Below are 14,067 nucleotides of genomic sequence, written 5' to 3'. Positions count from 1 at the left end.
GGAACTTCTTTTACTTAATTTCAATATCCGCAGAATGAATGTGATGTACTTTACCTTCATGATCCTCCAGAAGCAATACACCATCCTCTGTAATTCCTTTTGCTACCCCTATAATTGTCTCTCTCATCGTTCGAGCGGTAATTTCTTTCCCGATGCTAACAGCGTAACTTTCCCAAAGAATTTTAATAACAGAGAAACCATTTTGTAAATACTCTTCATATAATTTTTCTAGTTGTAAAAAGATTTGTTGCATAAGCTCTGCACGAACAATTGGCTTACCAGACTCAATCGCTAAAGAAGTAGCAATATGCTGAATTTCCTCATCAAAATGTTCTTGCTTTTGATTCGCATTAATACCAATACCCATAATGACAGCATTAATTTTATCAGGATCTGCCTGCATTTCTGTTAATATACCTACAGCCTTTTTACCTTGAATTAAAATATCATTTGGCCATTTTATTCCTACGTTTACACCCGCGCACTTTTCAATTGCTTGTGCAACGCTAACAGCTGCTAACAAAGTAAGTTGTGGTGCATGATGAACCGGGATTGATGGACGTAAAATAATACTCATCCAAATTCCTGTTCCTTTTGGTGAATACCATTTCCTGCTTAAACGACCTCTGCCCGACGTTTGTTCTTCTGCCACAACAATCGTTCCTTCTTCTGCGCCTTCATAAGCAAGTTTTGCTGCAATATGCTGCGTAGATTCAACAGTTTCTTCAAAATATACCGTTCTACCAATACGTTTCGTTTGTAACCCTAACTGAATTTCATTAGCAGTTACTTTGTCTGGCTTACCCGCAATGCGATAACCTAATCGACGCACAGCTTCAAGTTCATATCCCTCATTCCGAAGGTCCTCCATATGTTTCCACACAGCGGTTCTTGAACAACCAAGTTTATCACTAATCGTTTGGCCAGATACAAACGCGCCATCCGCTTCCGAAAAAACTTGCAATAACTGCTTTCTTATAGTAGATTGCATCCTTGCAGCCACTCCCTTATACACTCTTTCTCATTAACTACGTTTCCTTGTACGATTGCTTCCTCAATTTTTTGAATCATTTCAGCAACCCATGGACCGGGCTTTTTATTTGCCCAGTTTAATAAATCATTCCCAGTCACATTCATTTCTTGGCGACTCTTGATTGGCAATGCTTCAAACAACGTTTGTACTCGTTTAACAGATGTATGATCATAGCTTTCAATCATCGCTTCATATACTCTTTCAGCCATTTCAGCGATATGAAGTCCCGTTTTATAAAGAAGGACTGTATCCCAATCCTTCTCCTTTCTCGTACGGATTGTTAATAAAACTGCGACGATATCTTTTATTTTTTTATTCGAAAACTTCCATTGACGTAAAAAGACAGATGGATGCTCTTCTCCGATACAGTATAAGAAGAATGCCCATGCCTCAATGTCCGTTTCAAAAGAATCCCAGTTATATTGCGTAGCTTTTAATAATCTCTCTTCTGACATTTGTAAATATGGCAGATGAGAAAATAGCTTCGTTTCTACTAATTCTTGCAAGCCCTTCACGCAATATGTTCCAGTTAACAGTTTCTCAAATTCCACTGTAATTCGCTCAATTGCAATATGTTCCAGTAAATGCCCATATGTTTCAATTGCTTGTTTCGTTTTCATCTCTAAAGAAAAACCTAACGTACTTACGAAACGAATACCACGCATCATTCGCAGGGCATCTTCTTGAAAACGATCCGCAGCATTGCCGACTGTCACAATTTCTCTCTTTTGAATCGCTTCCTGTCCAGCAAATAAATCAACCATTTCGCCTTCTTCTGTCATCGCAATTGCATTCATTGTGAAATCACGACGTTTTAGATCCTCTTCTAATGAACGAACAAATTGAACACTACTAGGTCTTCGAAAATCTTCATATTCGCTCTCTGTTCGAAAAGTGGTTACCTCATAAGGTTCACCATTTTCTACCACAATTACAGTTCCATGCTCAAGACCAACAGGAACATGTCTTGGAAATATAGCCATCACTTCTTCTGGTAAAGCAGATGTCGCAATATCAATATCTCCAATCGGCCTATCGATCATAAGATCTCGTACGCTTCCACCGACAAAGTAGGCCTCATGTCCTTGTTGCTTTAAAGTCTCAATAATAGAACTAGCTTTTTTAAATCTTTTCATTTTTGTCATCCCTTAGTACATCATAGTAAATCGTTTCATATTGTGAGACGATTTTTTCAGAGCGGAACTGCTCGTAAACACTTGCTCTTGCTCGCTCTCCCATATTACGGTGAAGTTCTTCATCCTTTAATAGCTGAATGGCTTGAGTTGCCACTCCTGCTGGATTGCCAACTTCACATAAATATCCTGTTTCACCATGTTGAATGACTTCTGGAATACCTCCAACCCTTGTTCCGATACAAGGTACACCACACGCCATCGCTTCTAATAAAACAAGCCCAAAACTTTCCTTCTCTGATAGAAGCAACATTAAATCACTCATCGCTAGTAGCTCAGCAACATTATCTTGCTTCCCTAAGAATAAGACGCGATCTTCAATATGTAAATTTTTCACTAATTGTAAAATCGTGCAAAATTCTGGTCCATCTCCTACGAGAAGCAACTTCGCATCTACTTCTGTAACAATTTTAGCAAATGCCTGAACAACATCTTGCACACGTTTCACTTTACGGAAATTTGAAATGTGAATGAGTATCTTTTCACTCTCACTTATACCGTATTCTTTCTTTAATTGAGACATATCACGCTTGAAATATACACGTTCGTCTATAAAGTTATACACCGTTTGAATATCTTTATTTGGTTTTACCAGCTCATGCGTTTCGCTAATTAATGAATGCGAGACAGCCGTCATAACATCAGATTGCTCAATACCAAAACGAATTAAATTATTTAACGAAGGGTCGGAACCTAACACAGTAATATCTGTTCCATGTAAGGTTGTAACAATTTTAATACGCTCTCCAATCATTTGTTTTGCTAAATAAGCACAAATTGCATGTGGTATTGCGTAATGCACATGTAAAATGTCTAGGTTTTCTCTTTGTGCAACCTCTGCCATTTTACTCGCTAACGCTAAATCGTATGGTGGATATTGAAATACAGAGTATTGACTTACCGTCACTTCATGAAAATAAATGTTTGGATACACTTTATTTAACCGGAATGGTAAACCCGATGTAATAAAGTGTATTTCATGCCCGCGTTCCGCTAATTGCTTTCCTAATTCTGTTCCAACAACTCCAGAACCACCTACAGAAGGATAACATGTAATACCTATTTTTAATTTCATTTACATCCCCCTATTAAATCAGCATGTAATAAAACCGGCTTCTTACTCATAAATCCCTCGGCATATAAAACTCCAACTTCTTTTCCAAACATTTTCTCACGAGCAACCACAGTTTCAACATAACCTTCTGTTAACGGCGTTTTCACACCATCACTCCCTGTTGAAAACTGACTTCCATATGCTTCTAATGCTTCCACTTTTATAGAAAGGTACTCACTTATATCTATACAAAAATTCGGTTTATGAAAACCATTAATCATATAATAATAAAAAGACTCCACGCGATGTGGTGAAACCTCTGGCATATATTTACGAATTCCCGCTGAAAAAATAGCTTCTTCCACAAGTTTCGCACAATTTGCATGATCTGGATGACGATCTTCATAATACGGCGCAAAAACTAGTTTTGGTTTATATGTACGAATCACCTTTACAATTTCACGTATATACTCTTCTTTCATATACAAACCACGGTCTGGCATCGCTAAATTCAGTCTCGTTTTTACTCCCATTATACGAGCTGCCGCCTTTGCTTCTTCTTTTCTCAACTCTATCGTTCCATTAGAAGAAAGATCAGCTTCTGTTAAATCACAAATACCTACTTCATACCCTTGCTTCGTATATTTAGCAATGGTACCAGCCATGCCGATTTCAACATCATCGGCATGAGCACCAAACGCTAATATATGTAATCCACTCATAATTGTTCCCCTCATTTTCTTAACTTGCGGTAATCTAAATCTCCTCGCTCTAATGCGTGCATTAACATTTCAGCACTTGCCATATTCGTTGCAAGTGGAATCGCATATACATCACATAGACGAAGCAATGCATTTACATCTGGTTCATGCGGCTGAGCAGTTAGTGGATCCCGGAAAAAAATCACCATATCCATATCATTTTTTGCAATCATTGCACCAATTTCTTGATCGCCACCAAGAGGACCCGATTGATATCTTGTTACAACTAAGCCAGTCGCTTCCATAATACGAAGTCCTGTCGTTCCTGTTGCAAATAATTCATGTTGTTCAAAAATTGGTTTATATGCGTATGCAAACGAAACCATGTCATTTTTCTTTTTGTCATGTGCGATTAAGGCAATTTTCATCCGTTGTCTCCCCTTTAGTCGATAATATTTTCTAAACCGTACACCAGATGATCTAGATTCATTACTGTATCAATTGATAGTTTTACACCCGACATAAATGATTCACGATTGAATGAATCATGACGAACCGTTAACATTTGTCCATTTCCACCAAACATTACTTCTTGATGTGCAATAAGTCCTGGTAAACGTACACTATGAATGTGAATGCCGTCTACATTTGCACCACGAGCTCCTTCTAGTTGCTCTACTTCATTTGGATGACCTTGCTGTTTTGATTCACGGTTTTGACGAATTAATTCTACTGTTTTTACCGCTGTACCAGATGGTGCATCTAACTTTTGATCATGATGCAATTCAATTACTTCAACATCTTGGAAATACTTCGCTGCCATTTGTGAGAATTTCATCATAAGAACTGCACCAATTGCAAAGTTTGGAGCGATAATTGTTCCTACTTCTTTTTCTTTCGCATTCTCTGTTAATTGCTTTAGTTCTTCCTCTGTAAATCCAGTTGTACCAATAACAGAACGAAGTCCACGCTCAACTGCAAGTGTAACGTGTTGTTTCCCAACTTCTGGCGTTGTTAAATCTAATAACACATCAGCTTCTACTTCCTCTAAACAAGTATGTAAATCTGCGTAAATAGGTGCATCTAGCGCTGGCATACCCGGTAAATCAGAAATTTTCTCTCCGCCATGCTTATAATCCACCGCTGCTACTAAATTAAAATGTTCCGTTCTTTCCATAAGAAGGACTGCTTCATGTCCCATACGTCCTCTTGGTCCAGCGATAATTACTTTAATTTCTTTCATTATTCTTTCTCTCCCTCATCAATACGTGTCCAGCGATCTTTATCGCGAGTATTAAATTTATTCATTACAATGTTATGTGCTGTTTCTAAATCAATATTTAAACTATTTGCCATACAAATCATAACAAATAATACATCTCCAAGCTCTTCTTCAATACTACGTTCTGTTTCAGTTGTTTTCTTCGGTTTCTCACCATAATAATGATTAACCTCTCTTGCAAGCTCACCCATTTCTTCCGTTAAACGAGCCATCATTGCAAGTGGACTGAAATAACCTTCTTTAAACTGACCAATATATGCATCTACTTCTTTCTGCATATCCTTCATCGTTTTCGCTTCCATACAATTCACCTCTAATCCTTCCTCTTTCATGTTAGCCAATTCATCGCGATTTGACAAATATTATTCCCCGCCAAACACCTATTTGCGACCCTTTTTTGGATAGACTATAATAAAGTGAAACTTTCTTTTGCGGTTTTTGCAAAAGATTAGTTGAACCAATCGGGTTCCTACGGCTGGTTTGACTTTCTTCAGAGCTTTATCTCCTACCAGCCGTTGGAACGGGGTAAAGTGAAACTTCTTTTGCATGATTTTCGCAAAACACCAGCCCGAACCAATCGGATTTTTGTAGCCTTCACTATTTTTACTAACAACTAGAAATTACTTATCATTATGTTTTACCGTATCAGCGGAGCAATGCAATCTACATAATTAGGGGGATTTCTATATGACATCAAATTTGAAGATTCGAAATATCATTTTCATTTTAATCGGTTCCGCTATTTTTTCTTTCGGTATTGTGAATATCAATATTGAAAATCACCTTGCAGAAGGTGGATTTACCGGTATTACACTATTATTGTATTTTCTATTTAAGTTTGATCCTTCTTACTCAAACTTAATTTTAAATATCCCTATATTTTTCATTGGTTGGAAGTTACTTGGCAGAACAACATTTATCTATACACTAATCGGCACCTTTAGCGTATCTTTATTTCTATGGATTTTTCAGCGTTACGAAGTTCTCAACTTACATTTAAACTTACAAAATGATATGACACTCGCGGCTTTATTCGCCGGGGCATTTATCGGTATCGGTCTTGGAATAATATTTAAATACGGCGGGACTACCGGCGGTGTAGATATTATCGCGAGACTCGCTCATAAATACGTTGGCTGGAGTATGGGGAAAACGATGTTTATGTTTGATGCTATCGTCATTATCGTCTCGATTCTTACATATTTATCATACCGCGAGGGCATGTATACGTTAGTTGCTGTTTTTATCGGTGCGAAAGTCATTGATTTTATGCAAGAAGGAGCCTATGCAGCGAAAGGAGCAACTATTATCTCAGATAAAAATGATGAAATTGCAGCCAAAATTTTATCTGAGATGGAACGCGGAGCTACTTTTTTAAAAGCTGTTGGATCGTATACAAAAGTGGAACGGAACGTATTATATTGCGTTGTTGCTAAAAATGAAATCGTGAAATTAAAAAATATTATTACTTCTGTAGATCCTCATGCCTTTGTTGCTGTAAGTGATGTACATGATGTAGTTGGTGAAGGTTTTACATTAGATGAAAATAAAAACCCGTTACATACATAAATGCAACTAGAAAAGCTCTCTAGCTTTTCTAGTTTTTTATTACATATTTTTTTAGTTTCCCTAAATCCTCATAAATAAGCTCCAATAAACTCCGATTATAAAAAATGGAAGCAGGATGAAAAGTCGGGAAAATATGATATTCTTTCTCTGACCATATAAACTCTGTACTTTGCATATCCTTTAATTTTTGAATGGGCTGTTTTAATAATTGTCCGTGCACATCAGTTATTTTTTTATTTTTTCCTGTTAAACGTTGAAGGCCGATATTTCCAAGTGTGACGATAAGCTTCGGGTTTATTTCCTCTAATTCATAATCCAACAAAGGGGCATGGGCAAGTATTTCTCCTTGATTTGGCGTTCTATTATACTTTTTCTGTATGATTTCACCATTTCGTTCTTTTTTCTCTCTCCACTTATAAGGTCTACTCCGAACAGCGCTCGTAATATATACTTCTTCCCTTGTAACGGGAATCCGTTCTAGAAAAACCATTAATTGTTTTCCTGCTCTCCCGCTAAACGGAATCCCATTATGAATTTCTGTTTCACCTGGCGCTTCTCCTAGCAACATAAATTTTGGATTTTCAGGACCTTGTCCACTTAAAAAGCCTTCTAGCTGATAAGAGGCACTTTGTTCTCTCACTTGTTTTGCTAAATGGCTTGGATATTTCATTTCCCTCACCACCTTTCCGCATTACTTCTATTATTTCTATTTACAATACATTATATAATCCAATCCACAAAACAAAAAAAGACTATCAAATGATAGTCTTTAGTCGTCGCTACGCTGCATACCAGTATACATTAATACGAGACGTAATAATTCAAATACCGCTACAGCTGCAGCTGCTACATATGTTAATGCTGCCGCATTTAATACTTTACGAGCTTGCCCATATTCATCTGTTGATACGATACCTAACGCTTCAATTTGTTGCATTGCACGCTTTGATGCATCAAACTCAACAGGTAATGTAACCAGTTGGAACACAACACCTGCTGCCATTAAGATAATACCTAATAACAATAAGTTAGACATAGATGCAAAGGCACCAATCATAATAAATACCCAAGAAATATTCGATCCAAAGTTTGCAACTGGCACTAACGAATGACGAATACGCATAAAGTTATAATCTTTTGCATCTTGAATTGCGTGTCCTACTTCGTGTGCTGCAACTGCTGTACCAGCAACTGAATGACCGTAATAGTTGTCTGTTGATAATCGAACTGTTTTGGCAGTTGGATCATAATGGTCTGATAAATGACCTGGTGTTTCTTCTACAGCTACGTTGTATAATCCATTCTCATCTAAAATTTTTCGAGCCACTTCCGCTCCTGTCATACCTGATGTTGAATAAACTTGTGAATACTTGCTATAGGCACTACGTACTTTTGACTGTGCATACAACGGTATGATCATTATGATCGCGAAGTAAATTAAATAAAACATCATGAACCTCTGAACCTCCATTGAAGTTTTAATTATAGTACTTCTCATTCTATTTTCTTCTGACATCATTGTCAATGAATAAACCTTACAATCCATATCTTTATTTATTGCATTATCTATTCTTAGAGTGTACATTACTTTTCCTTTTTTCTCTCTCTCCTTTATACTTTCTCCACCCAACATAAGTTAATGTGAATAAAATAAGACCTCCAGTAATTGTCATAAACCAAATGAGAGAGGGTGCAATTTCATCTTTTTTTACTGTGTGAAATATTTTTTGCAAATCCCCTTTAATGATCCCTAATTGCATTTGCCCACCTTTTGTTTTTAACATAACGTTACGAAATTCATCCAAATAAGATAAATGGGCATTTACACGCTGCACTTCGTTTTCTGGCAAAGCAATCATTAAACTTGGATAAATAATATTAAATTCATGCAAAAATGTGTTTAACGTTTGTTGAAACTGTCCCGTATCTTCTTTTTTCATCGCTTTTTCCATTTGAGAAAAGGCACCCATTACTTTTTTTTCTCTCTCCATCCAAAGTGGTTGATATTTCGACACTTGCGCATCAACCGCGAGCTGTAGGGCTAACACATTATCAATTTTAACTTGTTTACCTAAATCTTCTTCTGCGAGAGATTGTTTTGCCTTGTCATATGCCAAAGAAATAACTCTAACTTGATCTGGCGTTACTTCTTGCTTCTTTTCATTCCCCTTTATGACAAACTGCTCCGAGAAATGTTGTAATACTTGTACTGCTTTTTCATCTTCATTACGCTTCACTAATTGTAATGAGTCATCTAACAATCCGGTTAGTTCACTCCACTCTTCAGCATATATACGTAACGGAAACATTATAATTAGAAATGCTATCAATCCAATTAATGTTCTCTTCATCACGGTCCCCCCTATAACTACTAGTACAAAATATGTTAATTTGGACAAGAATAGAACAGAACTGGACCGAAAAATATATTATCGTTTTACAAACAAAAAAATTCTCTTTAAACAGAGAATTTTTCCTTTGAAACCCTTTTCTTTTTTACAAAATATCTATACAAGCTGTAACAAATTATGCTGCCGCATAAAATAAATAATAAAATAGCACACGCAGCATGCATAAAGAATTCTTCTGGTAGCATTAATATAATCGGATCCGTTTCAATATCAAACATCCAATAATCATTACTGAATAACAGTTTATGGAATAATACAAAACTCTTTTCAAAATTAATAGCGATTGGTAGCATCAGCGCGATCGGAAAGATAATTGTTAAAATCGATCCGTGCAGTAAAAACTTTTCATTTTTCTTTTTTAATAAATAAATGCCGCCTATCATTGCAATCATAATTGTTGCATACATTACATATTGAATCTTGACTAAAATATTTTTAACATCTACAAAATGAATACGGCCATTTGTAGACATATCTAATGTTGGCAACTGTAATGCACCATCATAAAACGGCGATAAATATGTGATAAGCACATCATAATTTCTTTTAATATCACCCTTCGTCATATCCGCTAAATCTGGAATGTTTAAAAAATCAATTTCAAAATAATACAGCCATTTTCCGTATACAACCGCCGTTGTTGCGAGTGCAAATACAGAAAATGCTATGCTGTATGAAACAACTATTGTAACCAATCGATCCCATATTTTTGTACCACTCTTATTTTTCTTCATTTTCTCCCCCTACATGTTCTAACTATTATAAAGAAAACTGTTTTCGGTTCTCACGTAAGCAAGAATAATATGTAATACAAAGAACTGCAATACTTAGCCAGAACGTAAAATAACCAATTTCTTCTACAAACAAATGCATAATTCCATATCTCGGCATTTGCCAGAATAAATAATCAATTGCATCATTATGTAATGTCCATATAGCCGCTACCGCAAAATGCCATTTTTTTATACGGTAAAACGGTACATATAACAATCCCTGTACTGCCATCGCAAAATGCGAAAGCATTAACATATATCCCATAACACCAATAGGACCTTTTACATAGATCAAAACCCCATTTACAACAACAGCCCATATACCATATTTTATTAAAGTAACAATCGCTAACGCCTCTATTAATCCCCAATTTCTCTTTATTAAAAAAGCAATTAAAACAAAGACAAAAAAGAGACTCGCCATCGGGCTATCAGGTACAAATGGCCAAAATATAGGTGAAGTTTCTTTTAATTGATTTCCATACCATATAAATCCGTATATTGTACCTAATATGTTAACAACTAATAAAAATAATAACACGGAGCGTTGCCTTAACATTGCATACAAGTAAACCAAGCTGTATGTCCAACACCTTTCAAACAAAGTCATTCTTTTCTCAAACACTACTCTATTATATAGTAAACTTTCTTTCATCAAAATAAAAAGCTGACTACAAATTTTTGTAGTCAGCTTTTTATTATTTTTTATTATACTTTGCAACGAATTCCGAAAGCTTCTTCAATTCCTCATCCGTACCTTTAAATACGCCTTTAGGCATTGAACCTTTTCCTTCTTTCGCAATTTTAGCAATTTCTTCTGGCTTTAAAGTTAAGTTTTGCAGTGCAGGCGCTGCTGCCCCGCCCTGTAAATTGTCACCGTGACATGTTAAACAAGTATTTTTTTGCATTAATTTATAGCCGTCATCATTTTTATCAACTGGTGCTGTTTTTACAATTGCTCCTTGTTTTTTTGCAGCTTCCCAGTCGTGGTGTGCTACAGATTCCCAAGTTAAAAAGATAATCGATGCAATTGCTAAAAGCATAAATCCAGTTGCTACAGGACGCTTTAACGGGCGTCTTTCTGGTCCTCGATCAAGAAATGGAGCTAATAGTAATGCGCCAAACGCAATCCCTGGCATTATAAACGCTCCAATTACAGTAAATGAGCCAGAAGCATAAGAATACTTTAACAACTGATACAAGAATAAGAAATACCAATCTGGAAGTGGTATATATCCGGCATCAGTTGGATCCGCCATTCTCTCAAGTGGCGACGGATGCGCCACTGTTAAACATAAATAACCGATTAAAAAAACTGCACCAACCATCCATTCTTTTAGCAAGAAATTCGGCCAAAATGCTTCTGTTTTTCCTGGGTATTCAGAATAGTCTTTTGGAATATTTGGTTTCCGAGCTACCGGTACCCGAGAATCTCCTACAAACTTCATCCCTTTGCCGCGATGCATAATCTCCCTCCTTTAGTTCTTTCCCCTTTAATTTAGCAATCTCTTATAGTGGACCGGAAATACCTTGTTTGCGAATCATGATGAAGTGGAAGGCCATTAAACCTAGAAGTGCTGCTGGTAAGAAGAAGACGTGAATAGCAAAGAAGCGAGTTAATGTTTGAGCGCCAACAATTTCGGAATGACCAGCGAGTAATGTTTTAATATAAGGACCAATGAGCGGCGTTTGCTCTGCAATTTGAATCCCTACTTTCGTAGCAAATAAAGCTTTCATATCCCACGGTAATAAATATCCAGTAAATCCAAGACCTAACATAACAAAGAAAATAAGAACACCAACAATCCAGTTTAGCTCACGAGGCTTTTTATACGCACCCTGGAAGAAAACTCTAAGTGTATGTAAAAACATCATTACAATGACGAGACTAGCACCCCAGTGGTGCATACCACGAACAATTTGTCCGTATGCAACTTCATTTTGTAAATAATAAACCGATTCCCAAGCATTTTTAATATCAGGCACATAATACATCGTCAAAAACATTCCAGATAAAATTTGAATTACGGTAACGAAAAAGGTCAGTCCTCCAAAGCAATAAACGAATGCAGAAAAGTGATGTGCCGGGTTTACATGTTCAGGTACTTCATGATCAGCGATATCACGCCATATTGGTGTAATATCTAGCCTTTCATCTACCCAATCATAAATTTTATTTAGCATCTACTTTGCACCCCCTCTTGGCTTCGCTTTTCCTAAATACAACGTTCCATCTTTCACTTTAGATTCATATACATCAAGTGGAGCAAGGGGCGGCGTGCCTTTAATGTTCATCCCGTCTTTTGTGTAACGGCCCCCATGACATGGACAAAAGAATTGATTCGGATGTGCTTTGTCCGAATTCCAGTTCACTGTACATCCTAAATGTTTACATACTGGAGAGAACGCAACAATGTCTCCGCTTTCATCTTTATGAACCCAAGCTGATTTTGGCTCTTCGGACTTGTACCAACCATCAACCTGCTTCACCTTAAAGTCGAAACGTTTCGGCTCTGTTGTAATATCCTTTACTTGCGCAACAGCAACCATATCCGTTCCCGCTTCTTTTCTTAACACCGGATCAAGCGCAAATCGCGTCATCGGCATTAAAATACCCGCTGCCATAAAGCCTCCTACCCCGGTAAGGGTGTAATTTAAAAACTGTCTTCTTGATACACGATGTTCTTTCTCGCTCACGAAAATTTCCCCCCTCTATCAGAAATTGTCCCCTCGTGATAAATTATATAAAAAATAAAAACTAGGACACTATCATGATATAATACGCTCATGCACAGGTCAATATCATACTACTCATAATAATAAGAACTTTCTGTTTATTATTTTTTTCCCCATTTTTCTTCTAACATCACCATTATATTTTTTATATGCGCATGAATAACTTCTCTTTTCGCTTGATCACTAAATTGTTCTAACGCTAATGAAGGAAACCAAAATAAATCTCCCTGCAATTCTTGCATATCTTCTTTCCATGAAAAATCACTAGTAACATAAGCAATATGCTTAAAACCTTGCTCTTGTAAATGATTTGTCCATTCTTGCAAACGACCTTTTTCATTTTTTTGACTTTCTACCAAATACGTAAATGATGGTAGTAAAAGCACTCTTCCCTTATATTCCCTTTCCAACTCCATACTCAACAATTCGATAAATTCCCCTTGTTCTACTACCATTTTCATTTCTTTTGCTGCCGAAATTGATAAAAGTGGTATAACACCTGTATCTACATACTCTCTTGCTTGCTCAAACTGTTCCACATCTTTTACAATCCATTTCAAATTTCTTCCCTCCCCTCACCTGCAAATGACAGAACTTTCACTTTATATATATTAAACCATACTAAAAGAGGTAAAAAAAGAAAAACTACCTTAATATAGGTAGTTTTTCTTAAAAAGTCTGAAATTTTTAAAATTTTATGAATCCAAATGAATTCTATAACATCTTTAACTCAGCTGTTAACCTATGAAACGCTTCCTGATCTTGCTTATCCAGCGCTTCATCAATTTGTTTCAAAAGGCGTTCTCTTCTAAAAGAAAATACACTTTCTTCTAAAAATCTTTCTGCAAGTAAACGATCTTTTTCATTTACTTCAATATGCTTCGGTAAATACGGGTTTTCTTCTAATACAGCTACATAATTGGCATTTTGAAACGATGATTTAAAATTGAGTTGAATATAAATATCCTCATCTCGATTTAAACGAATATCATGAAACGATTTTTCAGCATCTGTTGTCATAACATTTTGTTTAAAAAAGTGAAACGGTGTATCTTTTACACAATTCGCGGACATCACTAAGCCACGCGGACAATATTTTGCATGCTCTACGAAGTGGACTTTATGCATCAATTGGTCGTGACTCATTAAATAATTCAAAATCCATACACATTCACGCTGTTTCAGTTGGTAATTGTTCAAAAACCATTTTACAAAATCCTTCTTCTCGTTTACAGAAACAGGGGTATTCATAGCAATTAAGTCCCTCCTCTGTCTTTCTCTTTTCTTTTTAGATTCAAGAAGCGGTATTCAGTTT

Annotated in this window: 18 protein-coding genes; 1 reads left to right on the top strand and 17 read right to left on the bottom strand. The window is 36.4% G+C overall.

Annotation, left to right across the window (positions count from 1 at the left end):
• Window positions 1-10: 10 nt before the first annotated feature.
• From KZZ19_RS07705 to KZZ19_RS07675, 7 genes are read right to left on the bottom strand one after another with little or no spacing between them, the layout of a single operon-like run.
• Window positions 11-991 carry a biotin--[acetyl-CoA-carboxylase] ligase gene (locus KZZ19_RS07705; protein ID WP_098871135.1) on the bottom strand — a complete coding sequence of 327 codons (981 nt, stop codon included), beginning with the start codon at window positions 989-991 and terminating at the stop codon, window positions 11-13.
• Window positions 976-2,169, bottom strand: a complete 1,194-nt coding sequence (locus KZZ19_RS07700) for a CCA tRNA nucleotidyltransferase (RefSeq protein ID WP_237981874.1) — start codon at window positions 2,167-2,169, stop codon at window positions 976-978. The genes KZZ19_RS07705 and KZZ19_RS07700 overlap by 16 nt, the downstream gene beginning before the upstream one ends.
• Complete coding sequence (gene bshA, locus KZZ19_RS07695; RefSeq protein WP_237981873.1) at window positions 2,156-3,301, bottom strand: N-acetyl-alpha-D-glucosaminyl L-malate synthase BshA; 1,146 nt, start codon at window positions 3,299-3,301, stop codon at window positions 2,156-2,158. Before bshA ends, KZZ19_RS07700 begins: the two co-directional genes overlap by 14 nt.
• The gene (bshB1, locus tag KZZ19_RS07690) at window positions 3,298-4,002 is read right to left on the bottom strand and encodes a bacillithiol biosynthesis deacetylase BshB1 (RefSeq protein ID WP_237981872.1); all 705 of its coding nucleotides are present in this window, start codon (window positions 4,000-4,002) and stop codon (window positions 3,298-3,300) included. The genes bshA and bshB1 overlap by 4 nt, the downstream gene beginning before the upstream one ends.
• Window positions 4,003-4,013: 11 nt before the next feature.
• Window positions 4,014-4,409, bottom strand: coding sequence for a methylglyoxal synthase (gene mgsA, locus KZZ19_RS07685; protein ID WP_000684767.1), 396 nt, complete (start codon window positions 4,407-4,409; stop codon window positions 4,014-4,016).
• A gap of 14 nt (window positions 4,410-4,423) precedes the next feature.
• Window positions 4,424-5,224: a dihydrodipicolinate reductase gene (dapB, locus tag KZZ19_RS07680; RefSeq protein ID WP_061677792.1), complete on the bottom strand. Its 801-nt coding sequence runs from the start codon at window positions 5,222-5,224 to the stop codon at window positions 4,424-4,426.
• Window positions 5,224-5,565, bottom strand: coding sequence for a nucleotide pyrophosphohydrolase (locus tag KZZ19_RS07675; RefSeq protein WP_001992677.1), 342 nt, complete (start codon window positions 5,563-5,565; stop codon window positions 5,224-5,226). The genes dapB and KZZ19_RS07675 overlap by 1 nt, the downstream gene beginning before the upstream one ends.
• Before the next feature lie 385 nt (window positions 5,566-5,950).
• Here KZZ19_RS07675 and KZZ19_RS07670 point away from each other — a divergent pair, with 385 nt between their 5' ends.
• The gene (locus tag KZZ19_RS07670) at window positions 5,951-6,832 is read left to right on the top strand and encodes a YitT family protein (protein ID WP_000203305.1); all 882 of its coding nucleotides are present in this window, start codon (window positions 5,951-5,953) and stop codon (window positions 6,830-6,832) included.
• Window positions 6,833-6,860: 28 nt separating this feature from the next.
• On the opposite strand, the gene KZZ19_RS07665 is transcribed toward KZZ19_RS07670, so the two are convergent.
• The 10 genes from KZZ19_RS07665 to KZZ19_RS07620 all read right to left on the bottom strand — a co-directional run bounded on the left by KZZ19_RS07665 (window position 6,861) and on the right by KZZ19_RS07620 (window position 14,003).
• Window positions 6,861-7,502, bottom strand: a complete 642-nt coding sequence (locus KZZ19_RS07665) for a uracil-DNA glycosylase (protein WP_237981871.1) — start codon at window positions 7,500-7,502, stop codon at window positions 6,861-6,863.
• 99 nt (window positions 7,503-7,601) lie between these two features.
• Window positions 7,602-8,282 carry a zinc metallopeptidase gene (locus KZZ19_RS07660; protein ID WP_002096760.1) on the bottom strand — a complete coding sequence of 227 codons (681 nt, stop codon included), beginning with the start codon at window positions 8,280-8,282 and terminating at the stop codon, window positions 7,602-7,604.
• Between the two features lie 112 nt (window positions 8,283-8,394).
• A complete protein-coding gene (ypjB, locus tag KZZ19_RS07655) occupies window positions 8,395-9,183 on the bottom strand; it encodes a sporulation protein YpjB (protein ID WP_088095787.1) in 789 nt (262 codons plus the stop codon).
• 107 nt (window positions 9,184-9,290) lie between these two features.
• On the bottom strand, window positions 9,291-9,977 hold the full coding sequence (locus KZZ19_RS07650; protein WP_237981870.1) for a TIGR01906 family membrane protein: 687 nt from the start codon (window positions 9,975-9,977) through the stop codon (window positions 9,291-9,293).
• Between the two features lie 25 nt (window positions 9,978-10,002).
• The gene (locus KZZ19_RS07645; RefSeq protein ID WP_237981869.1) at window positions 10,003-10,593 is read right to left on the bottom strand and encodes a DUF1405 domain-containing protein; all 591 of its coding nucleotides are present in this window, start codon (window positions 10,591-10,593) and stop codon (window positions 10,003-10,005) included.
• Between the two features lie 121 nt (window positions 10,594-10,714).
• Window positions 10,715-11,482, bottom strand: coding sequence for a menaquinol-cytochrome c reductase cytochrome b/c subunit (qcrC, locus tag KZZ19_RS07640; RefSeq protein ID WP_000554603.1), 768 nt, complete (start codon window positions 11,480-11,482; stop codon window positions 10,715-10,717).
• Between the two features lie 43 nt (window positions 11,483-11,525).
• Entirely contained in the window at window positions 11,526-12,200 is a 675-nt protein-coding gene (gene qcrB, locus KZZ19_RS07635; RefSeq protein WP_000932700.1) for a menaquinol-cytochrome c reductase cytochrome b subunit, read from the bottom strand.
• Window positions 12,201-12,713 (bottom strand): menaquinol-cytochrome c reductase iron-sulfur subunit, encoded by a 513-nt coding sequence (qcrA, locus tag KZZ19_RS07630; protein ID WP_001290420.1) that lies wholly within the window; start codon window positions 12,711-12,713, stop codon window positions 12,201-12,203. It abuts the gene before it with no gap.
• Between the two features lie 140 nt (window positions 12,714-12,853).
• Window positions 12,854-13,312 carry a YpiF family protein gene (locus KZZ19_RS07625; RefSeq protein WP_237981868.1) on the bottom strand — a complete coding sequence of 153 codons (459 nt, stop codon included), beginning with the start codon at window positions 13,310-13,312 and terminating at the stop codon, window positions 12,854-12,856.
• A 154-nt stretch (window positions 13,313-13,466) separates the two neighbouring features.
• On the bottom strand, window positions 13,467-14,003 hold the full coding sequence (locus tag KZZ19_RS07620) for a ReoY family proteolytic degradation factor (RefSeq protein ID WP_001095929.1): 537 nt from the start codon (window positions 14,001-14,003) through the stop codon (window positions 13,467-13,469).
• Between the last annotated feature and the right edge of the window lie 64 nt (window positions 14,004-14,067).

The sequence above is a fragment of the Bacillus thuringiensis genome (assembly GCF_022095615.2).
Taxonomy (GTDB): domain Bacteria; phylum Bacillota; class Bacilli; order Bacillales; family Bacillaceae_G; genus Bacillus_A; species Bacillus_A cereus_AG.
This window is presented reverse-complemented; position numbering and strand designations above follow the sequence as displayed.

What these genes read in the sequence shown, in the direction of transcription:
- KZZ19_RS07705 (WP_098871135.1), bottom strand. Translation starts at nt 991, where the DNA reads ATGCAATCTACTATAAGAAAGCAGTTATTGCAAGTTTTTTCGGAAGCG.
- dapB (WP_061677792.1), bottom strand. Translation starts at nt 5,224, where the DNA reads ATGAAAGAAATTAAAGTAATTATCGCTGGACCAAGAGGACGTATGGGA.
- bshA (WP_237981873.1), bottom strand. Translation starts at nt 3,301, where the DNA reads ATGAAATTAAAAATAGGTATTACATGTTATCCTTCTGTAGGTGGTTCT.
- KZZ19_RS07650 (WP_237981870.1), bottom strand. Translation starts at nt 9,977, where the DNA reads ATGAAGAAAAATAAGAGTGGTACAAAAATATGGGATCGATTGGTTACA.
- KZZ19_RS07675 (WP_001992677.1), bottom strand. Translation starts at nt 5,565, where the DNA reads ATGGAAGCGAAAACGATGAAGGATATGCAGAAAGAAGTAGATGCATAT.
- KZZ19_RS07660 (WP_002096760.1), bottom strand. Translation starts at nt 8,282, where the DNA reads ATGTTTTATTTAATTTACTTCGCGATCATAATGATCATACCGTTGTAT.
- ypjB (WP_088095787.1), bottom strand. Translation starts at nt 9,183, where the DNA reads ATGAAGAGAACATTAATTGGATTGATAGCATTTCTAATTATAATGTTT.
- KZZ19_RS07620 (WP_001095929.1), bottom strand. Translation starts at nt 14,003, where the DNA reads ATGAATACCCCTGTTTCTGTAAACGAGAAGAAGGATTTTGTAAAATGG.
- KZZ19_RS07670 (WP_000203305.1), top strand. Translation starts at nt 5,951, where the DNA reads ATGACATCAAATTTGAAGATTCGAAATATCATTTTCATTTTAATCGGT.
- qcrC (WP_000554603.1), bottom strand. Translation starts at nt 11,482, where the DNA reads ATGCATCGCGGCAAAGGGATGAAGTTTGTAGGAGATTCTCGGGTACCG.
- mgsA (WP_000684767.1), bottom strand. Translation starts at nt 4,409, where the DNA reads ATGAAAATTGCCTTAATCGCACATGACAAAAAGAAAAATGACATGGTT.
- KZZ19_RS07700 (WP_237981874.1), bottom strand. Translation starts at nt 2,169, where the DNA reads ATGAAAAGATTTAAAAAAGCTAGTTCTATTATTGAGACTTTAAAGCAA.
- KZZ19_RS07665 (WP_237981871.1), bottom strand. Translation starts at nt 7,502, where the DNA reads ATGAAATATCCAAGCCATTTAGCAAAACAAGTGAGAGAACAAAGTGCC.
- bshB1 (WP_237981872.1), bottom strand. Translation starts at nt 4,002, where the DNA reads ATGAGTGGATTACATATATTAGCGTTTGGTGCTCATGCCGATGATGTT.
- qcrB (WP_000932700.1), bottom strand. Translation starts at nt 12,200, where the DNA reads ATGCTAAATAAAATTTATGATTGGGTAGATGAAAGGCTAGATATTACA.